The organism is Streptomyces sp. NPDC039430 (assembly GCF_055639435.1).
The window spans coordinates 451296-475629 of sequence record NZ_JBVKAK010000003.1 but is presented as its reverse complement, the minus strand read 5'-3'; the positions used below and the strand labels follow the sequence as shown (position 1 = coordinate 475629).

Genomic DNA, 24334 nt, shown 5'->3' with positions numbered 1-24334 from the left:
GTGGCGGGCAGGCTCTCCCCGTGTGATGGTCGACGGGGTGGTATTCGCGGCGAGACCGCGATGACGCGGAGGGCCGAGTTCAAGGCCGGTACCGGAGATGTCCGGGGCCGTGACGAGGCCGCCGTCGGTCCAGGGTGTGCGGAGCGCTCAGCGCCCCGTCCAGGCGATGACATTCGACGTGACACCCCGCGCGACCACCCAGTAGCGGCCGTGAGCCTCCATCGGGAAGGCGCCGAACTCACGGGTGCCGTCGGCGTCGATGGTGTGGGTTCTCTGGTCGTACGGACCGTCGGTGGCGTCCGTGTCCGTGTACGCGTAGATCGTGACGTCCTCGTCCGGCGCGAAGCCGGTCAGGTTGACGTTCATCTCGTTGCCGTGTCCCCGGACGATGAAGACCTTGCCCGATACCGGGTCGGGCGTCGGTGGCCTGGAGGCCGTTTCCCGTGGCGGACGCTGTGGCCCGGGAGGGGGTGGCGGCGCGGGAGCGGGGGTCTTCGACAGCGTTGAAGGGGATGGAGAGGGCCTCGGCGAGGGAGTGGCGGTCGTTCCGCCGGGGTCGTCCGGAGTGGCGGGCGGCGTCCTCGGGGGTGTTTTCGTGGGAGCCGCGGAGGCGGAGTGGGACGGCGACGCGCCCGGCCCGCCGACTCGCCCGGCCGGCTGCCTGGTGGCTCCCTTGCCGTCCGGCCCAGGAGCCAAGCGTGTCCCGACGACGTCGGCGACCACCACCACGATCGCCGACGCGAGCAGGACCGCGAGCGGAATCGCGGCCAGGCGTTTGACCCGGCTCAAGCGCGTGGGTTTTCGCGATCGGTGTGGCTGGGGGACACCGGTCGGCGGTGGCGGAACGGCCTTCCGCACCTGGTCGACGGGGAGCGGCCGCGCCTCGGCCGTCACGTCCTGTTCGCCCGGTCCCCGCCGGCCGTCGAGCCCCCGCGTGTCGGATCGCAACGAGTCGAGTGCGTTCAGCAGCGTCAGCACCAGTTCCTCGCCGGCGCCCTCGATGTAGTGCGTGTCCCTCACGAGGTGCACGTTGCCGGAGATGGCGATGGCGTTCGGTCCCGCGTACGCGTTACCCGTCTCCTGTGCCTGCTGGCTCGATGTCCCGTTCGGCGGCCGCGCCTCTTCCGGTTCCGGTTCCGTATCGCCGGGCTGGTCCTTCCGCACCGCCGTCCACGCTTCCTTACGGGCCCCTCGTCGGCCGTGGGCCGGTCAGCGGCAGTGGACACCCGAGCACGCGACGCTGCCGGGGCCCTCCGCGATCGCGTCCCCGGACCGCTCGACCCTGGCCGGCCTGCCATCGGCACGGCTCTCGCGCAGCACGCCGCTGATCGCCCTGCCCCCGTCACGCGCGCTCGATTTCCCGGTGTCGCTCGCGACATCGACGGCATCCGTCGCACGGGGCGCGGGCTCGGGCTCGGAAGGGGCACGAGCCGTGAGCAGGCTCCACGCCAGAGCGATGACGCCCGTGGCGCCCTGAACGGAAGCGGCTGCCAACTGGCCACTGTCGGGCCCGCCGAGGAGCCAGTACAGAGGCGTCGAGACGATCGCCGCCGCGGCGCTCGCCACGATCACGGCCTTGACGCGCTTCGATACGGGCACGTTTCCCTCCCCCAGCCGTTCTACGATTCGTCGCACCCGTCGACTCCCATGGACGGTGGCCCGGCATAGATGACCCGACCACGGACGAAGACGGAGGCGCTAGCTCTAACGACACCCGGCCGGATTGGTGACGATCGTCGCCCGCTCCGGTTTCCGGGCGAACCGGCCGCCCGCACCGCCGGGTCTGAGAGCCTTGGGTATCCGGCGACCGACAAGGGGCACACTGTTTTGGCTGTTGACATACCGGCCGACGTACTGGAGCGCTGCGAAGATCTGGGGCAGGGCGTGGGATACGCCCTGAAGGTGCTGTGCGTTCAGCTTGAGGACAACCCGCTGCTGGGCACTCCCCTGGAGAGCCCGTCCCTCTACACCGCACGGATCGACGGCGAGACCTTCGAGGACTGCCCGGAACTGGACGTGCGCTACGCCTACGGCCCTCCCCTGCTGGCGGAAGGACAGGTACGGATCAGGAGCGTCGAGGGGACCCGGTCGCCCGGCGTCGGGCCCGCCGCCGGCGAGAGCGGCCACGAGCAGGCGCCCGACCCCCGCCTGGAAGAGCTGGGGGCACGCCAGGTGGCCCGTGCGTGGCGGCGGATCGAGTCATGGCTGCGCGCACACGCCCCCGCTTCGTACGCGTCGCTCAGGGCCGGCGCGTCCGAGGACGAGATCGCCGCGGTGGAGGCGGCGCTCGGCGTGCGGGTCCCGGCGGGGCTGAAAGCGCTGTGGCGGCTGCGCGCGGGTGTCCACGGCGTCGCCGGGGCAGGGTTCCTGCTGGAGAACAGGGCCCTGATGACCCCCGACTCGGTGATCACCTTCCATCAGCAGCAGATGCTCTCCCAACAGCGGGACGGCGACGACGAGTTCACGATATGGGAACGTTCCTGGATTCCGGTCTGCTCGTTCGGTGTCGGGGACCACACCTATGGCCTCTATCTGGACGCGGAGACCGGACAGCTCTGCTACTGGAGCAGATACGCGGAGCGTTGGCCTGAGTTCGAGTCGCTGACCACCTACCTGGAGGAGATGGAGGACGCTCTCGCGGCGCCTTCCCTCGCCACAGGTGCCAAGCCAGGACTGGTGAACGGCGCTCTGATGTGGGGGCCGCCGAACTGGCCCGATCCAGAGGCTCCTTGGGTGCCGTTCACCGGGTGACTCGTGGGGGGACCGGTCGGCCTGGGCCGGTCCCCACCGCGTTCAGGAAGCCCCTTGCCGTCCGCTGACGCAAACGTCGGTGTCGGCCCGGCGCAGTCCGAGGGCTTCTCTGCCCGCGTACCGGGCCTGGGCGCCCAGTTCCTCCTCGATGCGGATGAGCTGGTTGTACTTGGCGGTCCGGTCGGAGCGGGACATCGATCCGGTCTTGATCTGTCCGCAGCCGGTGGCCACGGCGAGGTCGGCGATCGTGGTGTCCTCGGTCTCCCCCGAACGGTGCGACATCACCACTGTGTAGCCCGCCCGGTGGGCGGTGCCGACGGTGGCCAGGGTCTCGGTGAGGGTGCCGATCTGGTTGACCTTCACCAGGACGGAGTTGGCCACGCCGTTGCCGATGCCCTCGCGCAACAGCGTCTCGTTCGTACAGAACACGTCGTCGCCGGTGAGCTGGCACCGGTCCCCGAGCCGGGCCATGAGAAGCCGCCAGCCGTCGAGATCGTCCTCGGCCATCGGGTCCTCGATCGAGGCCACCGGGTAACGGGCGACGAGTCCGGCGAGGTAGTCGACGTGCTCCTCGGGCGTACGGCGGCGGCCCTCGCCCGCGTAGTCGTAGACCCCGTCCCGGAAGAACTCCGACGTGGCGGGGTCCATGACGATGGTGATGTCCTCGCCGGGCTTGTAGCCGGTGCGCTCGACGGCCCGTACGGTGAAGTCCAGTGCCTCCTCGGCCGTGCGCAGCGCGGGTGCGAAGCCCCCTTCGTCGCCGACGCCGGTGCTGTGACCGGCGGCGATGAGGTCCCGGCGCAGGGTGTGGAAGACCTCCGAGCCCATGCGTACGGCCTCGGCGAAGGTGGCCGCGCCGATCGGGGCGATCATGAACTCCTGGAAGTCCAGCGGATTGTCGGCGTGCGCGCCGCCGTTGATGATGTTCATCATCGGTACGGGCAGCAGCCGCGCGTCGACCCCGCCGACGTAGCGGTACAGCGGCAGCCGGTGAGCGGCCGCGGCGGCCTTGGCCACGGCGAGCGAGACGCCCAGGGCGGCGTTCGCCCCGAGCCGCGCCTTGTTGGGGGTGCCGTCCAGCTCGATCAGCGCCGCGTCGACCGCGGCCTGGTTCTCGGCGTCGAGCCCCGTCACGGCGTCCGCGATGGTCTCGTTGACGGCGTCGACGGCGCGGCGGACGCCCTTGCCGTGGAACCGGCCCGGGTCCTCGTCGCGCAGCTCCACCGCCTCCCGCGCGCCGGTCGACGCCCCGGAGGGCACGGCGGCGCGGCCGGTCGAGCCGTCCGACAGTTCGACGTCCACCTCGACGGTGGGGTTGCCCCGGCTGTCGATGATCTCGCGGCCGAGGACACGGGTGATGGCGGTCATGGTGCGGCTCCTCAGATGTGATCCCGTAGAAAGTTCCCAGTTGAAACAAAGTGAGTTCCGAAAGGGAACTTACTAGGGGGGCATGAGAACGCACAACGCCGACGCGGCCTGCGGTATCGCCCAGGCCGCCGCGATCGTGGGTGACCGGTGGAACGTCCTGATCCTGCGCGAGATCGCCCGCGGCCAGGTACGCTTCGACGCCCTCGCCGCCGAACTGGGCCTGTCCCGCAAGGTCCTCACCGAACGGCTGGGGCGGCTCGTCGCCGGTGGCGTGCTGCACCGCAGCCTCTCCCAGCGCCGCCCGGTGCGTTACGAGTACCTGCTCACGGCGGCGGGCCTCGGCCTGCTGCCGCTGCTGGTGGCCATGCAGGACTGGGGCGACCGCTGGGTGCTGGGCGACGGGAGCGTGAGCGCCACCGCGACGGAGGACGGCGCGGAGCACGCCCGCGTGCACGCGCTGACCGGCACCAGGCTGCCCGTGGATCTCGAACTGCCCGGCGGCGACGGCGTCATGCGCGACGCCGTCGCCCCAGACGCCGCCGCCACCGTCCTGTTCACCTACCCCGCCACCGGAGTCCAGTGGGAGGAACCGCTTCCCGGCGCGGCCGGCTGCACCCTGGAGAACCGGCTGTTCCGCGACTCCTGGCCCGCCTTCCGCGACGCCGGCGCCGCGGTCCATGGCGTCAGCACCCAACCGCCCCACGAACAGGCGGCGTTCGCGCGGGCCGAGTCGGTGCCGTACCCCCTGCTGTCGGACACCCACCTGCGCCTCGCCGCCGCTCTGCGCCTGCCCACCTTCCGCGGCGCCGGACAGGTACGGCTCAAACGCAGCGTCCTCGTCCTCGATCCGCGACGGACCGTACGGCACGTGCTCTTCCCCGTCGGGGACATCCCTCACACGGTGGAGGAGGCGCCCGGCGGGCGGCGCCAGCCCCTGCGGGTGTCCGCCGGTCGTGCTGTACTGGCCAGATGAAGCGCAAGCACACGCGGGCGCTCTTCGCGCGCGCCGAGCAACCCGGCACGGCGGCTTCCGACACCGTCAGCGCCGGGCGGGCGGAAGAGGTGCGCACCAGGGTGCGGCTCATGATAGAGATCACCGCGCGGGCCGGGTCGTACCGGAGAGGCCTGGTCAAGGCCGCCGGACGCCTCAGCCCGGAGGAAGCGGTGATCCTCGACGATCTGGAGCGGCACGGGCTTCAGGTACCGCAGTTGCGGGACGTGCTGCGCGGCGGCCATGTGCTGGTGGACGATCCGCGGCTGTACGAGCGCTGGCGGTTCGCCAAGGTCAGCCATCCGCGGCTGTCCAGCCACCACCGCGACATCGACAAGACGCGCTACCCCGACATCGGGATGCGCGGACAGGTCGTACGGGAGAAACTGCACGGCCGCACGGTCCAGGGCACCTGGGTGCAGCTGGAGAAGACCCCGGCCGCGTTCGGCGGGTCCAGGCTGCCCCGCCCGAGCGATCTGCGGCACCTCATGGACTACGTGGTGTACAAGTTCACCGACAGCAATGTCGGACCCTGGGGCCTGTCACGGATGACCGAGCGGCGCCCGCTGTATCTCTCGCCGGTGCTGGCGATGCCCACGTCCCTGACGCCGCCGGTCGCGCGGACTCTGACCCGGGCGCTGCGCAGGATCGAGGCGAACGACGACGTCACGGCCGTGTCCCAGGAGCTCGCGGCCCGTTTCCCGCCGCCGGACCGGCCGGATCTGGCCGGCGAGCTGGGCCAGGCGCTGTCCGGCAGGGCGGGCAGGGGCCTGTTCGGCAACTCCGAGGTATGGGTGACGCAGACCCCGTCCCGCACCGCCGCGAAGGTTCTCCGTGAGAGTCGGGCGGCGCCTGCCGAGGGCGGCCGGACGGCAGGAGGTCCGTCATGAGCGACGATCAGCACGGGACGTCTCCGGCGTCGCCGCCGGAGCCGGGCGAGGCGTCCGTTCCCGAAGGGCTGGTCTCGGCCGTGGTGAATCTGGTGAACACCGGGCCGGTGCTGCTCGGTGCGTACACCATCGCCGAACTCACCGCCGTGGACGCGATCGTGGACTTCCTGGAGACCCGGCCCTCGGACGAGGAACTCGCCGAGGCCGTCCGCTCGTTGGCCGCACGCCAACTGCTCCTAACGGGCACCTCGTCCGACGAGGTGCGGGTACGGGGAGACCTCGGTATCGCCGTGGCGTTCCAGCAGCGGGCCAGGAAGGTGCTCGATGCCCGTACGACCGGCACGAGTCCGGGCGAGCCGTGGCGGATCCTGCTGCTCCCGCAGCCCGAGCGGATCTGTCTGATGGTCCGCATCGACGCGCTCGGCGTCCACCAGATCGGCCTGTACAAGCTCGACGAGGCGCTCCGCGCGCTCACCGACTGGCTGCCCCGGGGCCCGTCGGCGGATGCGGATCCGTCGATGGACGCCGATGCCGTGCTCACCGGATCGGAGCGTTCCGCGCTGGTCACCGTCACGCGGTACAGCGTGCGGGGGTCGGCCGAGACGGCGGTCACCAGCACCGACCTGATCCTGGCCCGTAACGAGGGGCGGCTGCACGTCCTTTCCCGGGACCCGCGGCACCGCGACGAGCTGGTGCCCGCGCCGGCCCCGGCGGACGGCGGGGAAGGTGTCCGCGACAGGCTGGCGGACCTCCTGGCCGCGTGAGGACTGCCGGCACACGGCCACGGCGGGGCGGCTGCCGTCCGGTTGGGCGGAACCATCCGGGGACCGTGCCCGCGGCCTTCGGTGTCAGAGGGGCTTGAGCCGGGTGTGCAGGAGGCAGAATTCGTTGCCTTCCGGGTCGGCCAGGACGTGCCAGTTCTCGCTGCCGCTCTGGCCGACGTCGACGGGCCTGGCGCCGAGGGCGAGCAGCCGCTCCAACTCCGCTTCCTGGTCGCGGTCGGTGGCGTTGACGTCGATGTGCAGTCGGAGCTTCCCGGTCCGCGGCTCGCCGCTGGGGCTGAGGACGAGGGTGGGCTGCAACCCGCCGAAGCCGGCGCCCGGCGGCCCGATCTCGATGCTTCCGTCGTCCTCCCGGCCGAGTTCGACGTAGCCGAGGACCTCGCTCCAGAACGCGGCGAGGCGCTCGGGGTCGGCGACGTCGATGACCAGCTCGCTGATACGGCATGCCATGCGCGTCAGTGTACGCGCGCGACTTGAGACGGCCGGTCGTCGGCCGCGCGCCGGGGCGGTGGCCGCGCCCGCTCGGTCAGGTCAGGTCCGTGGGCACGGGCCACTCGTCCGCGAGGACCGACCAGATCTCCTTGTCATGGCGGACACCGCGGTACGGATAGCGTTGCCGCAGCACACCGTCACGGGTCATCCCGAGCCGGCGCGCGGCCCGGATGCTGCGGGTGTTGCCCGCCGCCGCCCACCATTCGACTCGGCTCATCCCGCGCTCCCGGAACGCCCAGTCGATACACACGCGGGAGGCCCTGGTGACCAGGCCGCGCCCCTCGGCGGCGGCCTCCAGCCAGCAGCCGATCTCGCACACTCCCGAGGCGGCGTCGAACGTGGTGAACATGACGCCGCCGGCCAGTGTGCCGTCCAGCCAGATGCCGAAGATCCGTGCCGTGTCCTTGGCCTGGTTGTCGGCGTAGCGCTGGAGGACGGCCGTGGCCGAGGCCAGGTCGGTGCTGAGTGTCGCCCAGGGGATCCACGGGTCCACGGTGGGTCTGGCGCGGTCGATATGGGCCAGGAACTCCGGCGCCTGCCAGGGTTCGAGGGGGCGGAGCTGGGCGTCGTCACCCAGGGCGAGCGCGAACACGGTGATCTCTCTTTCCGACGGGGTCCGCCACGAGGTACGTAACGAGCGTTCGGTATGTAAGGTAGCAGCCATGCCGCCAGCACGAGGAGACCGTGACGCCCGCCGCGAGGACGTATCGGAAGCGGTGTGGCGGACACTCGCCGACAAGGGGTTCGGCGGACTGACCCTGCGTGCCGTCGCCGCCACGATGGGCGTCTCGACCGGGATGCTCATGCACTACTTCCCGACCAAGCGCGCGCTGGTCGTCCATGCCCTGGACGTGCTGGAGAGGCGCACCGCCGACCGGCCCCGGCGCGAGCGCCCCGCCGAGGGCCTTGCGGCCCTGCGGGCGACGCTGCTGGACATCCTTCCGCTGACCCCCGACGACACCGCCCGCAACCGCGTCTGGGTCAGCTCCTGGGACCACGCGCTCGCCGACGGGGAGCTGGGCACGGACCAGGCCGACCGCTACGTACGTATGCGGTCCGCGATCCGCCCGCACCTGGAGACCGCCCGGCACCTGGGCGAACTGCCCGGGAGCGCGGATACGGACCAACTCGCCGCCACCGCCGTCGCGTTCGCGCACGGTCTGGTCGTCCAGGCCCTCTTCGACCCCGGACGGTTCTCCGTGGCCGTACAGACGTCCATGGTCGACGGCTTCCTCCGCTCCCTCGCGGCCGGCGGTTCCCTCGCCGAGGACGGCTCTCTCCCTCAGGACGGCTCTCTTCCCGAGGAGGGCGCGCGTACGGCGGACACCGCGGAATGAACCGCCCCGGCGCGAGCGTTGCGCCGAGCGGTACAAGCCCCCGGTCCCCGGACGGCCGGCGGCCGGATCTGGAGGCATGACCGTGCACGGTGAGTACAAGGTCCCCGGCGGCAAGCTCGTCGTGGTCGATCTCGACACGGAGGACGGACTGCTGCGCCATGTCCGGGTCGCCGGGGACTTCTTCCTGGAGCCGGACGACGCGATCGAGTCGATCGACCGGGCGCTGGAGGGCGCCCCGGCCGGCACCGACGCCGCCGCTCTCGCCGCCCGTATCGAGGCGGCGCTGCCGCCCGGCACCGTGATGTACGGGCTCAGCGCCGAGGGCGTCGCCATCGCCGTGCGCCGCGCGCTGGCGCGCGCCACCGACTGGACGGACTACGACTGGCAGCTGATCCACTCGGCCCCGGAGTCCCCCGCCCTCCACATGGCACTCGACGAGGTCATCACCACCGAGGTCGCCGCCGGAGTGCGCCCGCCCACCCTGCGGGTCTGGGAGTGGGCGGCGCCCGCCGTGGTGATCGGCAGCTTCCAGTCACTGCGCAACGAGGTCGACCCCGAGGGCGCGGAACGTCACGGCATCACCGTGGTCCGCCGTATCTCCGGCGGTGGCGCGATGTTCATCGAACCGGGCAACACCATCACGTACTCGCTCTCCGTCCCCGACTCCCTCGTCAAGGGCCTTACCTTCGCGGACAGTTACGCGTATCTGGACGACTGGGTGCTCGGCGCGCTCGGCGACATGGGCATCACCGCCTGGTACCAGCCCCTCAACGACATCGCCACCGACGCCGGCAAGATCGCGGGCGCCGCCCAGAAGCGGATCGTGAGCGGTACGGGCGCCGTGCTGCACCATGTGACCATGGCGTACGACATCGACGCCGACAAGATGCTCGACGTGCTCCGTATCGGCCGCGAGAAGCTCTCCGACAAGGGCACCCGAAGCGCGAAGAAGCGCGTCGATCCGCTGCGCCGCCAGACCGGACTGCCGCGCGAGACCGTCATCGAGCGGATGATCGACTCCTTCCGCGGCCGGTACGGGCTGACCGCGGGCAAGGCCACCGACGCGGAGATGGCGCGGGCCCGGGAGCTGGCCGCGACAAAGTTCTCCACCCCGGAATGGACGGCCCGCGTGCCGTAGGAGGCGCCGCGGGCGTCGGCTGCACGACCGAGATCCATCCCGGCACCGTCCTCGGCCGCACCATGTCCGACACCGACGATGTCCGACACCGACGATGTCCGACACCGGCGCCTTCACCCCCTCGGCACCGCGGCGCCATGGGGACCGGCGGCTCCCCCTCCTCGACCGCGCGCTGGCCAAGGGCTGAGGCTCCGGCCCGGTGACCGCACCGGTGTCCTCAGACTGCCGCCCGCCCCGCCTGGCGTGGCAGCATCAGTGCCACGTACAGCACCAGCGACACCACCAGACCCACGGCCCACCCGTAGTCCGCGAGCGGCTTGAGGAAGGGGATCAGTCCGTCCTCGGGGAACGGGCCCTTCCCCGGAGCCGAGTGGGAGCCGCCCACGGCCAGGACGCCGCCGACGGCGAAGGCGAGGACCGCCCGCGGGTTCCAGCCGTTGCGATACCAGTAGCGGCCGCCGGGGCGGTACAGGTCGGCCAGGTCGAGGACGGTGCGGCGGATGATCCAGTAGTCCGCGATCAGGATGCCCGCGACCGTACCGAGCAGACCGCCCACCAGACCGAGCCAGGTGAAGATGTACAGCTCGGGGGTGGCGGTGAGCTTCCACGGCATGATGACGACCCCGACCACACCCGTGATCAGCGCGCCCGTACGGAAGTTGATGAGCTTCGGCGCGAGATTGGCGAGGTCGTAGGCGGGCGAGACGACGTTGGCGGCGATGTTCACGGAGATCGTCGCGATCAGCACGGTCACCAGCGCGAAGAGCAGGCCGAAGACGTTGTCGGTCTTCGCGGCCAGTTCGACCGGGTCCCAGACGGCCGCCCCGTACACCGCCTGTGAGCCCGAGGTGACGAAGACCGAGAGCAGCGCGAACAGGGTCATGGTCGTGGGCAGGCCGAGCGACTGGCCCCAGATCTGGGCGCGTTGGCCCGCGCCGAAGCGGGTGAAGTCGGGGATGTTCAGGGACAGCGTGGCCCAGAAGGCGATCATCCCCATCAGGGACGGGAAGAAGACCGGCCAGAAGTCGGCGCCCCAGCCCAGCTCGGACGGCTGGTCGAGCAGCGGTCCGAGGCCGCCCGCCTTGACGGTGATCCAGCCGAGCAGCACCAGCGCGCCGACGATCACGAAGGGCGCCGCCCAGTTCTCGAAGCGCCGCAGGGTGTCCATCCCCCGGTAGATGATGGCGAGTTCGAGCGCCCAGAAGAGGACGAAGCAGAGCCAGAGGGTCCACGGCTGGCCGCCGACCTTCGACGCCTCCGCCCAGCCGCCGAAGATCTTGCCGAGCAGAACGAAGATGCCCTGGCCGCCGATCCAGGTCTGGATGCCGAACCACGCGCAGGCGACGGCCGCCCTGATCAGCGCGGGCAGATTCGCGCCGCGCAGCCCGAACGAGGCGCGCGCGAGGACCGGGAAGGGGATGCCGTACTTCGGCCCCGCGTGCCCGGTCAGCAGCATCGGGAACAACACGATCACATTGGCCAGCGCGATCGTGAGGACCGCCTGTTTCCAGTCCATGCCGAGCGTGACCAGCCCGGAGGCGAGCAGCCAGGACGGGATGTTGTGCGCCATCCCGACCCAGAGGGCGGCGAAGTTGTACGTGGTCCAGCGGCGGCGGGCCACCGGTACGGGCAGCAGATCCGCGTTGGCGAAGCGGCTGTCGTCGGGGACCACTCCGGGCGGGAGTTCGACGCGGCCCCGCGGATCGGTCCGCGCGGTGGCTATCGGTTCTCCGGAGCCGGAGCCGGAGGCGGCGGGGCCGGATCCGGGCTCCGGGCCGGCGGGCTGTGCGGTCGCGGTCATGGCGGTGGGACCCTTCGTTCGAGAGTGGGGTGTCGGGGACGTCGAACGAGGCCGTGCGGGCGGTGTGGGCCGGACCAGGGCGTGCGGGTCAGCTCCGGAGCGCGGGGATGATCTCGGCGCCGTACGCGTCGATCGTCGCTTCCTTCGCGTCGTGCATGTCGTAGACGGCGAACTGGTCGACGCCCAGGTCGCGCAGCGCCCTCAGCTTCTCGATGTGCGCCTCGGCCGGCCCCAGCAGACAGAACCGGTCCACGATCTCGTCGGGCACGAAGTCCGTGGACGGGTTCCCGGCCCGGCCGTGGTGGCTGTAGTCGTATCCCTCACGTCGCTTGATGTAGTCGGTCAGCGCGTCGGGCACCAGCCCGGAGTGCTCTCCGTACCGGGTCACCAGATCGGCCACGTGATTGCCGACCATTCCGCCGAACCACCGGCACTGCTCGCGCGCGTGCGCGATGTCGTCGCTCACATACGCGGGCGCGGCGACACAGATCGTGACGGAGTCCGGGTCGCGCCCGGCGTCGGACGCCGCCGTACGGACCGCCTTGACCATCCACTCGGTGAGGAACGGGTCGGCGAGCTGGAGGATGAAGCCGTCGGCCTTCTCCCCCGCCATGGCCAGCGCCTTGGGCCCGTACGCCGCCATCCACACCGGCAGCTTCCCGTCACGCACCCAGGGCAGCCGCAGCGGCCGGCCGTCGACCACGGCCTCGCGCCCCTCCCCCAGATCGCGGATGACGTCGATGGCCTCGCCGAGCCGGGCCAGTGTGTTGGGTTTACGGCCCACGACCCGCATCGCGGAATCGCCGCGCCCGATACCGCACACGGTGCGGTTGCCGTACATCTCGTTGAGCGTGGCGAAGGTGGAGGCGGTCACCTCCCAGGTCCTGGTGCCCGGGTTGGTCACCATCGGGCCGACGGTCAGTGTGGTGGTGTGCTCCAGGATGCGGCTGTAGATGACGAAGGGCTCCTGCCAGAGCACGGCCGAGTCGAAGGTCCAGCCGTAGGTGAAGCCGTTGCGTTCCGCGCGCCGCATGAGGCCGACGACCGCCGACGCGGGCGGGTCGGTCTGGAGGACGAGTCCGAAGTCCATGGCCTGGTCACTCCTAGGTCTCAGGTGAGGTACTGGCAGAGGGAGCGGGGGGTGTACTGCCCGTGTCCCGCCCGGCCGGTGAACTTCCGGCTGTCGATGACGAGTTCACCGCGCGAGAGCACCGTCTCGACCTGTCCGGTGATCCGCTTGCCCTCGTACGCGGAGTAGTCCACGTCCATGTGATGGGTCTCGGCGGAGACGGTCTGCTCGGTGTGCGGGTCGTAGATGACGACATCGGCGTCGGCGCCCGGCGCGATGGTGCCCTTGCGCGGATAGAGCCCGAACATCCTGGCCGGGGAGGCGCAGGCGATCTCGATCCAGCGGCGGCGGGTCAGCTTCCCCTCGACGACCGCCTGATGGAGCAGATCCATCCTGTTCTCCACCCCCGGCAGCCCGTTGGGGATCTTCGAGAAGTCGCCGCGGCCCATCTCCTTCTGGCCCACGAAACAGAACGGGCAGTGGTCCGTGGAGACCACCTGGAGGTCGTTGGTACGCAGTCCGCGCCAGAGCGCGGCCTGGTGCTCCTTGGGCCGGAGCGGCGTGGAACAGACGTACTTGGAGCCTTCGAAGTCCGGCTCGGCGAGGTTGTCGGTGGACAGGAAGAGGTACTGCGGACAGGTCTCGCCGAAGACGGGCAGGCCCTTGTCGCGGGCGGCGGCGAGTTCGGCGACGGCCTCCTCGGCCGAGACGTGTACGACGTACAACGGCGCCTCGGCGACCCGCGCGAGCTGGATCGCCCGGTGGGTGGCCTCGGCCTCCAGCAGGACCTTCCGTACCTCGCCGTGGTAGCGCGGGTCGGTGTGTCCCGCGGCCAGGGCCTGTTCGACGAGCACGTCGATCGCGATGCCGTTCTCGGCATGCATCATGATCAGCCCGCCGTTGTGCGCGGCGCGCTGCATGGCCCGCAGGATCTGGCCGTCGTCGCTGTAGAAGACGCCGGGATAGGCCATGAAGAGTTTGAAGGAGGTGACGCCCTCCTGGACCAGGAGGTCCATCTCCTTCAGCGAGCTCTCGTTGACGTCGGCCATGATCATGTGGAACGCGTAGTCGATGGCGCAGTTGCCGTCGGCCTTGGCGTACCAGGCGTCGAGCCCGGTGCGCAGCGCCTGTCCCGGCGACTGGACGGCGAAGTCCACGATGGTGGTCGTGCCGCCCCAGGCCGCCGCCCGGGTACCGGTCTCGAAGGTGTCGGCGGCGAAGGTGCCGCCGAACGGCATCTCCATATGCGTATGGGCGTCGACCCCGCCCGGGATGACGTACTTGCCGGTGGCGTCGAGCGTCCGGGCGGCGGTCCAGCCCTCGGCCACGTCGGACCCGTGCGCGGCGAGGGCGACGATCCGGCCTTCCTCGATCAGGACGTCGGCGTGGATCTCGTCGGCGGCGGTGATGACGAGTCCGCCGCGGATCAGGGTGCGGGTACTGCTGCTCATGCTGGTGGCGCTCCCTTTCGTACGGTCGGCTTGGGGTGGTCCGGGCCGGTCCCCGGTCCGGGGCGGGCCGTCAGGACACGACGACCGGTCCTGACCGGTCCGTCAAGGCCCGACTACGCCCCGCGCAGGGCCTGTTCGAGGATCGCGGCGCCCTCTTCCGCCTCGGCGACGGTCAGCGAGAGCGGTGGGGCGATCCGCAGCACGCTGGTGTTGTGGCCACCGCCCTTGCCGATCAGCAGACCGCCCTCGCGGGCCGCTTCGAGCACGGCCGACGCGGTCTCGGGGGCCGCCTGGCCGGTGCTCGGCTTGATCAGCTCGACGCCGATCATCAGTCCGCGCCCGCGTACCTCGCGTACGGAGTCGATCCCGGCCCCGATGGCCCGCAGTCGCTCGATGAGCAGTCCGCCGACGCGGCGGGCGTTGCCCTGGAGGTCGTGCTCCAGCAGATACGAGAGGTTGGCGAGACCGGCCGCCATGGTGACGGGGCTGCCGCCGAAGGTCGAGATCGAGTTGGCGTCGAGGCAGTTCATGATGTCGGCGCGGGCGACGACACCGCCGATGGACATGCCGTTGCCGATGCCCTTGGCGAAGGTGAGGATGTCCGGCGGGCCGTTCTCGCCGTGCGCCTGCCAGCCCCAGAAGTGCTCGCCGGTACGGCCCCAGCCGGTCTGCACCTCGTCGCTGATCCACAGAATGCCGTGCCGGCCGAGGACTTCGCGGAACGCGGCGTACAGCCCGTCCGGCGGGGCGGTGAACCCGCCGACGCCCTGCACCGGTTCGGCGATCAGCGCGGCGGGCGTGCGGGTGTGGCCGAGCAGATCCTCCAGATCGGCGACGCACGCCTCGATGAACCGCTCGTCGGTGAGCCCGGCGTACGGACCCCGGTTGCGGACGCCGCCGTGCACGTAGAGCGTCTGGAGCGGCGAGAGGCCGGTCGGCGACCAGCCGCGGTTGCCGGTGATGGAGACGGTGGAGAAGGACCGGCCGTGGTAGCTGTTGCGCATGGCCAGGATCTGGTGGGACCCGCGGTACGCGGTCGCCAGCATCAGCGCCGTGTCATTGGCCTCGGTGCCCGAGGTGGTGAAGAAGACCCGGGCGTCCGGGATGCCGGACAGGGCGGCGATCCGTTCGGCGAGTTCGACCATCGGACGGTTGAGATAGAGCGTGGAGGAGTGGATGATCCGCCCGGCCTGCTCGCTCACCGCCTTGGTGACCTCGGGGAGCGCGTGGGCGGTCATGGTGGTGAGGATGCCGCCGAAGAAGTCGAGATAGCGGTTGCCCGCCGCGTCCCAGACATGGCGGCCCTCGCCATGGGTGATCTCGATGGGCTCGTCGTAGTAGAGCGCGAGCCAGTCGGGGAGTACGGCGCGGTGGCGGCCGTACAGATCGTTCGCGAGCGGACGTGTCACGGGCGCACCAGCCCCTCGTACGCGTCGGGGCGGCGGTCCCGGTAGAACGCCCACTGCTGCCGCACCTCGTCGATCAGGCCGAAGTCCAGGTCCCGTACGACCAGTTCCTCCGCCTTGTCGCTCGCGGGCTCACCGACGAACTGACCGCGCGGGTCGACGAAGTAGCTCGTCCCGTAGAAGTCGTTGTCGCCGTACTCCTCCTGGCCGACGCGGTTGATCGCGGCGACGAAGTACTCGTTGGCGACGGCGGCGGCCGGCTGCTCCAGCTGCCAGAGGTGGCTGGAGAGCCCGCGGGAGGTGGCGGAGGGGTTGTAGACCAGCTGCGCGCCGTTCAGCCCCAGCTGGCGCCAGCCCTCGGGGAAGTGGCGGTCGTAGCAGATATAGACACCGACCTTGCCGACCGCCGTGTCGAAGACGGGCCAGCCGGCGTTGCCCGGCTTGAAGTAGTACTTCTCCCAGAACCCCTTGACCTGCGGGATGTGGTGCTTGCGGTACTTGCCGAGGTACGAGCCGTCGGCGTCGATGACCGCTGCCGTGTTGTAGTAGAACCCGGACTGCTCGACTTCGAAGACCGGGACGACGATCACCATGCCGGTCTCGCGGGCGAGTTCCCGCATCCTGGTGACGGTCGGGCCGTCGGGGACGGGTTCGGCCCACCGGTAGTGCTCAGGCTCCTGCACCTGGCAGAAATAGGGCGCGTTGAAGACTTCCTGGAACCCGATGACCTTCGCGCCTTGCAGGGCAGCCTCGCGGGCGTGCTCCTCATGCTTGGCGATCATGGATTCGGTGTCGCCCGTCCAAGTCGCCTGGACGAGTGCGGCACGTACGACTCTGGCCACGAGCTGCTCCTTCGGCGGGTGCGTCGATGAGCTCTACGCACGTAGATTCGATGCGTAGGAGGAGAACGTAAGCCCCGTCTCACACTGGGGCAAGACCATCGCCGTTAACCCGCAGAGTCGATCAAGTTTCACACCCGAGCGGTCGACATTGGGCAAGATGCATCAAAACCATCACGTCCGGAGCCGGTCACGATCACGTCCGGAGCCGGTCCCTCTCGGGTCCGGAGGCGGTTACGTGGAGACGATCCCGGCCACCCGCAGCGCGTGTACGAGATCGCGCTCACGGGCCACCGAGACCGCGCGGGCGGCGTCGATCAGCTGGGGAACCAGCCGGCGCGGGTCGGGCGCGGCGATGAGCACCGCGTCCTCGGGCGTACGCGCCTGGACGAAGGCACTCAGCAGCGCGCGCGCCTCGGCCGCGCGGCCCGCCTCGCCGAGTGCGAGTACGGCGTCGCTGATCTCCCCGGCGGGACGGGAGACGCCCTGGCGCAGCAGCTGTCCGCAGTCGCCGTCCCGGCCCGCCGCGGCGAGCGCGCCGGCCGCGGCGGCGAGCCGCGCGGGCGGCAGGAAGGCCGCTTCCCACAGCAGCTCGGCCCAGTCGGCGCCGAGCCCGGCGCGGTGCAGTTCGGCGGCGAGCAGCGGGAACTGCTCGGGGGGCCTTCCGGCGGCTTCGCAGAGGACGACATGTGCCTCGCCGGTCCTGCCGTCGGCGCGCAGCCGGACGAGCGTGGCGACGGTCTCGGCGGCGGCCCGCAGATCCTCGGCGGAGTGCCGGGGCGCGGGCGGCTCGACGGGCGCGGCGGGCACGCCGCCGAAGCGGGCGCCGCGCGGGGAGGCGGGGGCGGACGGCGGTGGTACGGGCAGCGCGGGCGTGGACACCTCCTCGTCGAGGTCGTCGACTTCGAGCCCGGCGAAGCGGGCACCGCGGGGCTTGCGCCGGGGCGCGGGCGCGCGCTTCTTCTCCTCGCGCTTCTTCTTCTCCTCGGGCTTCCTCTTCCCCTCGGGCCTCTCTTCGGGCTCCGGCGCCTCGTGAGGAGCGGTGGACGCGGGCCGGGCGGAGGCGGCGGGGTCCTCGGGCGCGGGTACGGAGCCGGGCCCGCTTCGGCCGGTCCCGTGCGGAAACTCCCCCTCCCCGGCGGGAACCGACGGGCCATCAACTGACGTGACGTCGGCTTGCGCGTCCCGTATCCGGCCGGACGGACCGGCGCCCGGCCGGTCGAAGACCGAGGGTTCCTCGGCGCGGAACCAGCCTTCCGGGGCCGGCGGGCGCGCGGGCCTGGCGGCGCGGGCCGGGGGCGCCAACGACGCCAGCCGGGAGCGGAGTTCGACACAGCGGGCGGAAGCGCGGGCATGGTCGTCGCGGACCCAGGCGAGGTCGTGGGCGAGCTGTTCGGCCCGGGGCGAACGCTCCGGGGTGGTACCGAGCAGCCGGACCAGCTCCTCGGCCCGGCCCGCCGCGTGCGCCTGCTCGCGCACCATCAGCCGCAGCCGGTCGGACAACGCCTCGGAACCGCCGGGACGCCGGTCGTGCGCGGCGGCGGACGCGGCGCAGAGCTGACGGGCCCGGTCGGTCTCGGCCGCCACCACCCGGTCGTCACGTCCGGCGGCGAAGTCCTGGAGCAGCGATTCCACCACGTCCCAGGGCGGCACCTCGATGCCGTCGAAGCAGGCGCGCAGACCGTCGGGGTCACGGTGACGGAAGACTCCGTACCAGCCGCCTTCCGGATCGAGGAGGGATGTCAGGTCCCTTAAATACCGCGCGAAAGCCCCGATTTCCGCTGGAAGTTGATGCACCGCCATCGCCGGCCCCGTCCCTGCCCCGCCGTGCTCCGCCGAAGGGAGCCCTCCGGTCCGCAGGCATTCGACCTCAGCCGTGTTACAGGGCGGCTACGGACAGTTTTCCGGGACGGTTCGGTGAGCTCACCGCGGCGGTGGAGCCGGCCGGAGTCAGAAGGTGACGACGATCCCGGTGTGCGGACGCCTGCCGCGCCGTACGATCCTGGCGGGCCAGTCGACCAGCCAGAACTGCCAGGTGTACTTGCGGGCGAGCAGCTTGCGGATCCGGTCCAGCCCCGCCGGCTCCTCGACCAGCCGCGCCGTGCCCTCGGCGGTCGCCGCGCCCTGCGCGATCCGGCCGCGCACATCACACGCCGTCACCACGACCTTGCCGTTGCCGCGGATCCGCTTCACTTTCCAGGCGTCGGACCTGGTCCAGACGAGCAGTTCGCCGTCCGCCACCGCGTGCCAGACGGGGGTGGCGACCGCCGTACCGTCCTTGCGATAGGTGGTGAGGCTGACGTAGCGGCTTCGGCCGAGTGCGTCGAGGGTGATGTCGAGGGTGGTCACGGGCGGGAGACTACGCGGTCCTCGCCCTCCTCGACAGCCCTCACCGACCCCCGGCCGGACACGAGATCGGACCGGGACCGTACCGGAATCAGACCGGCACCAGCACGCAGCTCGCGGCGATCTCGTCCATCGACAGCCCCAGCGCCCCGGCCAGCGCCGCCACGGTGAAGAAGGCGGGCGTCGGCGCCCGGCCGGTCTCGATCTTGCGCAAGGTCTCGGCGGACAGCCCGGCGACGGCGGCGATCTCCACCATGCTGCGCGCGCCACGCGCCTCACGCAGCAGCCGGCCCAGCCGCTCGCCGCGCTCGCGCTCTTGTGGGGTGAGGGGGCTACGTACCATCTCGTCATTCTAATACCGCCGCACAAGGGTGCCCGAGCCATCCGCGACCGGTATAGTTATTGGAATGGTGGAGATCAAAACCGATGCGTCCCTGGACGCCATGCGCGCCGCGGGCCGGGTGGTCGCGCAGGCACTGACAGCGGTACGGGACGCGGCGGCCGTGGGCAGCACCCTGCGCGCCCTCGACGAGACCGCCCGCGCCGTCCTGCGCGAGGCGGGGGCCGGTTCGCCCTTCCTCGACTATCACCCCGACTGGGCGCCCACGCCCTTCCCCGCCGTCATCTGCGCCTCCGTCAACGACGCGATCGTGCACGGCATCCCCGACGGCTACCGGCTGCACGACGGCGATCTCGTCAGCATCGACTGCGGCGCGGTGCTCGACGGTTGGGTCGGCGACGCGGCGGTCAGTTTCACGGTCGGCCGCGCGCGCCCCGACGACGTACGGCTGATAGACACGGCCGACAGGGCACTGGAGGCCGGGATCGCGGCGGCCGTCGTCGGCAATCGCATCGGTGACATCGCCCATGCGATCGGCCGTGTCTGCCGCGGCGCGGGCTACGGCATCCCCGACGGCTTCGGCGGCCACGGCGTGGGCCGGACGATGCACGAGGACCCGGGGGTGCCCAACGAGGGGCGCCCGGGGCGCGGCATGCCGCTGCGGCACGGCATGGTGCTGGCGATAGAGCCGATGCTGACCGGCAGCGGCACCGACCGGCACTTCACGGACCATGACGGCTGGACGATCCGCACTCTGGACTCAAGCCGCGCGTCCCACGCGGAACACACCGTAGCGATCACCGACGACGGACCGCGGATCCTGACGGCGCTCTGAGCACACGTGCGTCGTGAGCGCCGTCCGCTCTCCTACTTCCCGTCCGGGCGCACCACCATCGCCGAGCCGCCGCCCCTGCGGACCTTCTCCGCCGCGGCCAGCCAGCGGCCGTCCGGCAGTCGCTGCACACCGGTCGCCGCGCCGATCTCCGGGTTCTGGCTGAACACATGGCCCAGCGCCTCCAGTTGGCGGCGTACGGGGCTGTTCCAGAGGCCCGGCTCCAGTTCCGTGGCCGCCGTGTTGCGCTGGCTGGCCCGGGGCGCGGCGATCGCTTCGACGAGCGGCAGCCCGCGGTCCAGCCGGCCGGTCAGCGTCTGGAGCACGGTGGTGATGATGGTCGCGCCGCCCGGCGAGCCGACCGCCAGGACCGGCCGGTCCTGGGAGTCCAGCACGATCGTCGGGGAGATGGACGAGCGCGGCCGCTTGCCCGGTCCCGGCAGGTTCGGGTCGTGGACGGCCGGGTTGGCGGGGGCGAAGGAGAAGTCCGTCAGCTCGTTGTTGAGCAGGAAGCCCCGTCCGGGCACGGTGATCGCGCTGCCGCCCGTCGACTCGATGGTCAGCGTGTAGGCGACGACGTTGCCCCACTTGTCGGCCGCCGTGAGATGCGTGGTGTTCTCGCCCTCGAAGGTCGTCGGCGCCGCTGTCCCGCCGGGCGCGCACGGTGTGGGATCGCTCGGATCCCCGGGCGCCAGCGGGCTCTTGAGGACGGCGTCGTCCTTGATCAGGCAGCCGCGCGCGTCCGCGAACCGCTGGGACAGCAGCCCCTGGGTCGGTACCTTCTCGAAGGCCGGGTCACCGACCCAGCGGCCCCGGTCCGCGAAGGCGATCCGGCTCGCCTCGATGAACCGGTGCAGATACTGCGCCTGGGTCGCCTTCGAAAGGTCCGTGCGCTCAAGGATGTTGAGCGCCTCGCCGACGCTCGTACCGCCCGAGGACGACGGCGCCATGCCGTACACGTCGAGTCCGCGGTACGAGACCTTGGTCGGCGCCTGGCGCTTCGTGCGGTAGGCGGAGAGATCGCGCGCGGTCAGGTCGCCGGCGCGCGCGTTTCGGCCGGAGTCCGGGTCCACGGGAGGCTTGCGTACGGTACGGACGATGTCGCGGGCCAGCTCGCCCTCGTAGAGCGAGCGGGTGCCGGTGCGCCCCAACTCCTTGTACGTACGGGCCAGATCGGCGTTCTTGAAGGTGGAGCCGACGACCGGGAGCTGTCCGCCGGGCAGGAACAGTTCGGCGGTGGCCGGGAAGTCCGCGAACCGCTCCTGGTTCGACCGGGTCTGCGCGCGGAAGGTGTCGTCGACGACGAAGCCGTCCTTCGCCAGCCGTTCGGCGGGCTTGAGCAGCTGGGCGAGCGACCGGCTGCCCCAGGCGTCGAGCGCGGTTTTCCAGGTGGCGGGGGTGCCGGGCGTACCGACGCTCAGCCCGCTGGTCATGGCGTCCGCGAACGGGAGCGGCTTGCCGTTCTCCAGGAAGAGCGAGCTGTCGGCCGACTTCGGGGCGGTCTCGCGGCCGTCGACCGTGTGCACCGTACGGGACTTGGCGTCGTAGTAGACGAAGTAGCCGCCACCGCCGATACCGGCGGAGTACGGCTCGGTGACGCCGAGCGCGGCGGCGGTGGCCACGGCCGCGTCGACGGCGTTGCCGCCGTTCCTGAGCACCTCGATACCGGCGGCCGAGGCATCGGCGTCGACGCTCGCGACCGCTCCCCCGTACCCCGTCGCCACCGGTGTCTTGGCCGGCGGACGTGTCCGCGCGCTCACGTCCGTCGCACCCGTCGCGCCCTTCGTGCCCGTCCCCGCGGCCGACGGGGGCGCGCACGCGCCCACCGAGAGCAGGGACGCGGCCACGGCCGCCATCGACACATTCCGCACAGCGGAGCGACGCATCCGTACCTCCAGTCGAGAATCGTTCGCGCAGCGTAGCGCCGACGCCCCCGCCCCGTCAGGACCGTCTCGAACTGTGTTCGCCTCGTCCCGCTACGATGCGCGCCCATGACTGACGACATACGCACCATCGTGCTCGGCGTAGTCGCCGCCGGTATCGGCGCTTCCCTGGGCTGGCTCGCCCGTACCCATCTCTGGCGCCGCAGGCTCCGCCGCAAGCAGGCGTTCTTCGGTCTGCCGGGACACTCCGAATGCCTGCTGGTCGTCAGTCGTGAGGCGGGCGGTGACGGCGCGGTCCACCGCTACGACGTCGCCGCGCTGCTGGAGCTGGCCGCGCTGATCAAGGACTGCGGCGCGCACGCCGAGATCGTCCAGCACGACACCGCGCGCCAGGGCTTCGGGGAGCGTACGGAATTCTGCCTGGGTGGTCCGTACGCGAATCGCCGGATGGCCGCCCATCTCGGTTCGCTGCTGCCCGGTGTGAAAGTCGACACGAGTACGGAACCGGGGCCGGACCGGGGCTCGTTCCAGATCGGCTCCGAGCGCTACCGTGCGGAGGGGGGCGTCACCGAGTACGTCCTGCTGGCGCGGCTCACCGTCGGGGAAGGGGCGCGGCCCGTCTTCCTCTTCTGCGGCCAGCGGGCCATCACCAACCAGGCGGCCACCCGCTATCTGTTCCGTCACCACGAGAGGCTGGCGCGCAAGCACGGCCGCGACTCGTTCTGTCTGCTGCTGAAGGTGGTCAACTCGGCGGCGTACGGCCCCGATGTGGTGGAGCTGGTCGCGGATGTGACCCGGGCGGCCCGCGAGCCGGTCCCCGCCGCCGCGTGACGAAGCCGCGTGACGAAGCCGCGTGGAGGCGACCGCGCGGAGGCCCGTGGGGGACAGCGCGACGGCGCCCGGAGCCTGGGCGGACGGCGCTTCCCACGTGGCCCGCCCGCCGGGCGCGCTCCCCTGTGGAGCACAACCCGACCGGCGCACAGCTGACCTTCTTCCCGTCCGTACGAGACCCGTACGAGAAGTGATCTCCGGCTGCCGCCGGACGGGCCACTGCCCCTGAGCTACTGCCCGCCCGGCAGCAGCGTCCCTGGGGAGGCCGGGTCGACGCCCACGGCCTCTGTTCTCGGGTTGCGCCGCTGCCGCCCGGCCAGCCAGTGGGCGAACCAGGAGAGCAGCATGCACATCCCGATGTAGATCGGTGAAATCACCATCACCACAGGGATGAACGGCAAATCGTAGTCGAGATTCGAGGCGATGAGCTTTCCGGCATGGAGGAACTCCTCATAGGTGATCAGATAGCCGAGTGATGTGTCCTTGAGAGCGACCACCAGCTGGCTGATGATCGTGGGCAGCATGGCGCGGACCGCCTGCGGCACCAGCACGTACGTCATGACCTGCGTTTTGCGCAGGCCGAGCGCGTACGCCGCCTCCCGCTGACCGCGCTCCACCGAGTTGACTCCGGTACGGAACACCTCGGCGAGCACGGAGCCGTTGTAGAGCGTCAGTCCCGCCACCAGCGCGGGCAGTGCCTGCACCTTCAGCGCCACGAAGATGAAGAAGATCATCACCAGTACGGGCATGGCGCGGAAGAACTCGACCAGCGAGGTGGCCAGCCAGCGCACGGGCCGGTGCTCGGAGAGCCGGCCGCAGGCGAGGACCGCGCCGAGTACGAGCGAGAACACCGCGGCGAACGCGAAGGCCTTGAGGGTGTTGCCGAGGCCGCGCAGCAGCAGGTCCTGGATGCCCTGGTACTCGAAGGGTGTCCACTTGACGGCGGTGAACTGGTCGGTGGCGAAGAGGAGATGGAGCAGCCAGCCGAGGAGCGCGGCGACCGCGGCCGTCGCCAGCACGCCGTACCAGCGGTGCCGCCGCTCTGTCCGGGGCCCGGGGAAGTCGTACAGCGCGGTCGACTCGCTCCGGGACGTTTTCGTGGTCCGCGGCGGCTTGGGGGTCTTCGAGGCCGTCGAGGTCATCGGGCGACTCCCCAGTGCTTCTCCATGAAGTGGAACAGCGCGCTGATGGACAAGGTGATGATCAGATAGCCGACGGCGATCCAGACGAAGGTCCAGATGATGCTGTAGCCCATCTCGCTGAGGCTCTTGTACGTGCCGAGCAGCTCGGTGACGCTGAACGCCCCCGCGATCGCGGAGTTCTTGGCGAGGGCGATCAGCGTGGACCCGATGGGCGGGATGACCGAACGGAACGCCTGCGGCAGGACGACACCGCCCAGGGTCTGTCCGAAGGTCATCCCGAGGCTGCGGGCCGCCTCGCCCTGCCCCTTGGGCACGGTGTTGATGCCGGAGCGCAGCACCTCGCAGATGAACGCGGACGTGTAGCAGCCGAGCGCCAGGACCGCGAAGAGCTGGAAGGGGAGGACGAGCCCGAAGCGCGGCAGCCCGAGGACGACCGCGAAGAAGAGCAGCGTCAGCGGGGTGTTGCGCAGGACGGTGACCCATACGGTGCCCAGCGCACGCAGGGCGCGGACCGGCGCGACCCGGAACGAGGCCATCACGAACCCGAGGGCCAGCGCGAGCAGTGAGGCGTAGACCGTCAGCTCGACCGTGCCGAGGAAGCCCTCGCCGTAGAGCGAGAGGTTGTCGGTGAGTACGTCCATGGCT

24 protein-coding genes are annotated in these 24334 nt (G+C 71.0%); 8 read left to right on the top strand and 16 right to left on the bottom strand.

What is annotated here, in order from left to right; genetic code table 11:
* Window positions 1-147: 147 nt before the first annotated feature.
* The gene (locus ACZ7LS_RS11250) at window positions 148-1164 is read right to left on the bottom strand and encodes a hypothetical protein (RefSeq protein WP_385129340.1); all 1017 of its coding nucleotides are present in this window, start codon (window positions 1162-1164) and stop codon (window positions 148-150) included.
* A gap of 45 nt (window positions 1165-1209) precedes the next feature.
* Window positions 1210-1599, bottom strand: coding sequence for a hypothetical protein (locus tag ACZ7LS_RS11245; protein WP_382522993.1), 390 nt, complete (start codon window positions 1597-1599; stop codon window positions 1210-1212).
* A gap of 228 nt (window positions 1600-1827) precedes the next feature.
* Between ACZ7LS_RS11245 and ACZ7LS_RS11240 the strand changes: the two genes are divergently transcribed.
* Complete coding sequence (locus ACZ7LS_RS11240) at window positions 1828-2751, top strand: SMI1/KNR4 family protein (protein WP_385129338.1); 924 nt, start codon at window positions 1828-1830, stop codon at window positions 2749-2751.
* A 42-nt stretch (window positions 2752-2793) separates the two neighbouring features.
* Here ACZ7LS_RS11240 and eno read toward each other — a convergent pair whose 3' ends face one another.
* Window positions 2794-4119: a phosphopyruvate hydratase gene (gene eno, locus ACZ7LS_RS11235; protein ID WP_385129336.1), complete on the bottom strand. Its 1326-nt coding sequence runs from the start codon at window positions 4117-4119 to the stop codon at window positions 2794-2796.
* 82 nt (window positions 4120-4201) lie between these two features.
* Between eno and ACZ7LS_RS11230 the strand changes: the two genes are divergently transcribed.
* From ACZ7LS_RS11230 to ACZ7LS_RS11220, 3 genes are read left to right on the top strand one after another with little or no spacing between them, the layout of a single operon-like run.
* Window positions 4202-5092 carry a winged helix-turn-helix transcriptional regulator gene (locus ACZ7LS_RS11230; protein WP_385129334.1) on the top strand — a complete coding sequence of 297 codons (891 nt, stop codon included), beginning with the start codon at window positions 4202-4204 and terminating at the stop codon, window positions 5090-5092.
* A complete protein-coding gene (locus ACZ7LS_RS11225) occupies window positions 5089-6000 on the top strand; it encodes a hypothetical protein (RefSeq protein ID WP_382667887.1) in 912 nt (303 codons plus the stop codon). The genes ACZ7LS_RS11230 and ACZ7LS_RS11225 overlap by 4 nt, the downstream gene beginning before the upstream one ends.
* On the top strand, window positions 5997-6764 hold the full coding sequence (locus ACZ7LS_RS11220) for a hypothetical protein (protein WP_385129332.1): 768 nt from the start codon (window positions 5997-5999) through the stop codon (window positions 6762-6764). The genes ACZ7LS_RS11225 and ACZ7LS_RS11220 overlap by 4 nt, the downstream gene beginning before the upstream one ends.
* A gap of 84 nt (window positions 6765-6848) precedes the next feature.
* Here ACZ7LS_RS11220 and ACZ7LS_RS11215 read toward each other — a convergent pair whose 3' ends face one another.
* Both ACZ7LS_RS11215 and ACZ7LS_RS11210 read right to left on the bottom strand, forming a co-directional pair.
* On the bottom strand, window positions 6849-7232 hold the full coding sequence (locus ACZ7LS_RS11215; protein WP_385129330.1) for a VOC family protein: 384 nt from the start codon (window positions 7230-7232) through the stop codon (window positions 6849-6851).
* A gap of 76 nt (window positions 7233-7308) precedes the next feature.
* On the bottom strand, window positions 7309-7866 hold the full coding sequence (locus ACZ7LS_RS11210) for a GNAT family N-acetyltransferase (RefSeq protein ID WP_382667896.1): 558 nt from the start codon (window positions 7864-7866) through the stop codon (window positions 7309-7311).
* A 70-nt stretch (window positions 7867-7936) separates the two neighbouring features.
* Here ACZ7LS_RS11210 and ACZ7LS_RS11205 point away from each other — a divergent pair, with 70 nt between their 5' ends.
* Both ACZ7LS_RS11205 and ACZ7LS_RS11200 read left to right on the top strand, forming a co-directional pair.
* A complete protein-coding gene (locus ACZ7LS_RS11205) occupies window positions 7937-8611 on the top strand; it encodes a TetR/AcrR family transcriptional regulator (RefSeq protein ID WP_385129328.1) in 675 nt (224 codons plus the stop codon).
* An 82-nt stretch (window positions 8612-8693) separates the two neighbouring features.
* A complete protein-coding gene (locus tag ACZ7LS_RS11200; RefSeq protein WP_385129445.1) occupies window positions 8694-9749 on the top strand; it encodes a lipoate--protein ligase family protein in 1056 nt (351 codons plus the stop codon).
* 217 nt (window positions 9750-9966) lie between these two features.
* Here ACZ7LS_RS11200 and ACZ7LS_RS11195 read toward each other — a convergent pair whose 3' ends face one another.
* From ACZ7LS_RS11195 to ACZ7LS_RS11160, 8 genes are all read right to left on the bottom strand, one after another.
* Window positions 9967-11550, bottom strand: coding sequence for an NCS1 family nucleobase:cation symporter-1 (locus ACZ7LS_RS11195; RefSeq protein ID WP_385129326.1), 1584 nt, complete (start codon window positions 11548-11550; stop codon window positions 9967-9969).
* An 88-nt stretch (window positions 11551-11638) separates the two neighbouring features.
* Window positions 11639-12640, bottom strand: coding sequence for a TIGR03842 family LLM class F420-dependent oxidoreductase (locus ACZ7LS_RS11190; RefSeq protein WP_382523021.1), 1002 nt, complete (start codon window positions 12638-12640; stop codon window positions 11639-11641).
* A 20-nt stretch (window positions 12641-12660) separates the two neighbouring features.
* A complete protein-coding gene (gene hydA / locus ACZ7LS_RS11185) occupies window positions 12661-14070 on the bottom strand; it encodes a dihydropyrimidinase (protein WP_382523024.1) in 1410 nt (469 codons plus the stop codon).
* A 113-nt stretch (window positions 14071-14183) separates the two neighbouring features.
* Window positions 14184-15479, bottom strand: coding sequence for an aspartate aminotransferase family protein (locus ACZ7LS_RS11180; protein WP_382667914.1), 1296 nt, complete (start codon window positions 15477-15479; stop codon window positions 14184-14186).
* Window positions 15476-16318: a nitrilase-related carbon-nitrogen hydrolase gene (locus tag ACZ7LS_RS11175; protein ID WP_382523030.1), complete on the bottom strand. Its 843-nt coding sequence runs from the start codon at window positions 16316-16318 to the stop codon at window positions 15476-15478. Before ACZ7LS_RS11175 ends, ACZ7LS_RS11180 begins: the two co-directional genes overlap by 4 nt.
* Before the next feature lie 231 nt (window positions 16319-16549).
* Window positions 16550-18118 carry a hypothetical protein gene (locus ACZ7LS_RS11170; protein WP_382523033.1) on the bottom strand — a complete coding sequence of 523 codons (1569 nt, stop codon included), beginning with the start codon at window positions 18116-18118 and terminating at the stop codon, window positions 16550-16552.
* 147 nt (window positions 18119-18265) lie between these two features.
* Window positions 18266-18649 carry a PPOX class F420-dependent oxidoreductase gene (locus tag ACZ7LS_RS11165; protein ID WP_385129443.1) on the bottom strand — a complete coding sequence of 128 codons (384 nt, stop codon included), beginning with the start codon at window positions 18647-18649 and terminating at the stop codon, window positions 18266-18268.
* A 103-nt stretch (window positions 18650-18752) separates the two neighbouring features.
* Window positions 18753-19004, bottom strand: a complete 252-nt coding sequence (locus ACZ7LS_RS11160) for a helix-turn-helix domain-containing protein (RefSeq protein ID WP_129768137.1) — start codon at window positions 19002-19004, stop codon at window positions 18753-18755.
* Between the two features lie 64 nt (window positions 19005-19068).
* Here ACZ7LS_RS11160 and map point away from each other — a divergent pair, with 64 nt between their 5' ends.
* Entirely contained in the window at window positions 19069-19836 is a 768-nt protein-coding gene (gene map, locus ACZ7LS_RS11155) for a type I methionyl aminopeptidase (RefSeq protein ID WP_382523037.1), read from the top strand.
* A 32-nt stretch (window positions 19837-19868) separates the two neighbouring features.
* On the opposite strand, the gene ggt is transcribed toward map, so the two are convergent.
* Complete coding sequence (gene ggt / locus ACZ7LS_RS11150; RefSeq protein WP_385129322.1) at window positions 19869-21719, bottom strand: gamma-glutamyltransferase; 1851 nt, start codon at window positions 21717-21719, stop codon at window positions 19869-19871.
* Between the two features lie 105 nt (window positions 21720-21824).
* Here ggt and ACZ7LS_RS11145 point away from each other — a divergent pair, with 105 nt between their 5' ends.
* Window positions 21825-22547, top strand: a complete 723-nt coding sequence (locus tag ACZ7LS_RS11145) for a hypothetical protein (protein WP_382523042.1) — start codon at window positions 21825-21827, stop codon at window positions 22545-22547.
* A 230-nt stretch (window positions 22548-22777) separates the two neighbouring features.
* On the opposite strand, the gene ACZ7LS_RS11140 is transcribed toward ACZ7LS_RS11145, so the two are convergent.
* The gene (locus tag ACZ7LS_RS11140; protein WP_382667922.1) at window positions 22778-23689 is read right to left on the bottom strand and encodes an amino acid ABC transporter permease; all 912 of its coding nucleotides are present in this window, start codon (window positions 23687-23689) and stop codon (window positions 22778-22780) included.
* Window positions 23686-24330, bottom strand: a complete 645-nt coding sequence (locus ACZ7LS_RS11135; protein WP_382523048.1) for an amino acid ABC transporter permease — start codon at window positions 24328-24330, stop codon at window positions 23686-23688. Before ACZ7LS_RS11135 ends, ACZ7LS_RS11140 begins: the two co-directional genes overlap by 4 nt.
* Window positions 24331-24334: the final 4 nt, after the last annotated feature.

Excerpts from the sequence above, each read along its gene's own strand:
- eno (WP_385129336.1), bottom strand. The coding sequence starts at position 4,119 with ATGACCGCCATCACCCGTGTCCTCGGCCGCGAGATCATCGACAGCCGG.
- ACZ7LS_RS11230 (WP_385129334.1), top strand. The coding sequence starts at position 4,202 with ATGAGAACGCACAACGCCGACGCGGCCTGCGGTATCGCCCAGGCCGCC.
- ACZ7LS_RS11225 (WP_382667887.1), top strand. The coding sequence starts at position 5,089 with ATGAAGCGCAAGCACACGCGGGCGCTCTTCGCGCGCGCCGAGCAACCC.
- ACZ7LS_RS11220 (WP_385129332.1), top strand. The coding sequence starts at position 5,997 with ATGAGCGACGATCAGCACGGGACGTCTCCGGCGTCGCCGCCGGAGCCG.
- ACZ7LS_RS11215 (WP_385129330.1), bottom strand. The coding sequence starts at position 7,232 with ATGGCATGCCGTATCAGCGAGCTGGTCATCGACGTCGCCGACCCCGAG.
- ACZ7LS_RS11205 (WP_385129328.1), top strand. The coding sequence starts at position 7,937 with ATGCCGCCAGCACGAGGAGACCGTGACGCCCGCCGCGAGGACGTATCG.
- ACZ7LS_RS11195 (WP_385129326.1), bottom strand. The coding sequence starts at position 11,550 with ATGACCGCGACCGCACAGCCCGCCGGCCCGGAGCCCGGATCCGGCCCC.
- ACZ7LS_RS11190 (WP_382523021.1), bottom strand. The coding sequence starts at position 12,640 with ATGGACTTCGGACTCGTCCTCCAGACCGACCCGCCCGCGTCGGCGGTC.
- hydA (WP_382523024.1), bottom strand. The coding sequence starts at position 14,070 with ATGAGCAGCAGTACCCGCACCCTGATCCGCGGCGGACTCGTCATCACC.
- ACZ7LS_RS11170 (WP_382523033.1), bottom strand. The coding sequence starts at position 18,118 with ATGGCGGTGCATCAACTTCCAGCGGAAATCGGGGCTTTCGCGCGGTAT.
- ACZ7LS_RS11160 (WP_129768137.1), bottom strand. The coding sequence starts at position 19,004 with ATGGTACGTAGCCCCCTCACCCCACAAGAGCGCGAGCGCGGCGAGCGG.
- map (WP_382523037.1), top strand. The coding sequence starts at position 19,069 with ATGGTGGAGATCAAAACCGATGCGTCCCTGGACGCCATGCGCGCCGCG.
- ggt (WP_385129322.1), bottom strand. The coding sequence starts at position 21,719 with ATGCGTCGCTCCGCTGTGCGGAATGTGTCGATGGCGGCCGTGGCCGCG.
- ACZ7LS_RS11145 (WP_382523042.1), top strand. The coding sequence starts at position 21,825 with ATGACTGACGACATACGCACCATCGTGCTCGGCGTAGTCGCCGCCGGT.
- ACZ7LS_RS11140 (WP_382667922.1), bottom strand. The coding sequence starts at position 23,689 with ATGACCTCGACGGCCTCGAAGACCCCCAAGCCGCCGCGGACCACGAAA.
- ACZ7LS_RS11135 (WP_382523048.1), bottom strand. The coding sequence starts at position 24,330 with ATGGACGTACTCACCGACAACCTCTCGCTCTACGGCGAGGGCTTCCTC.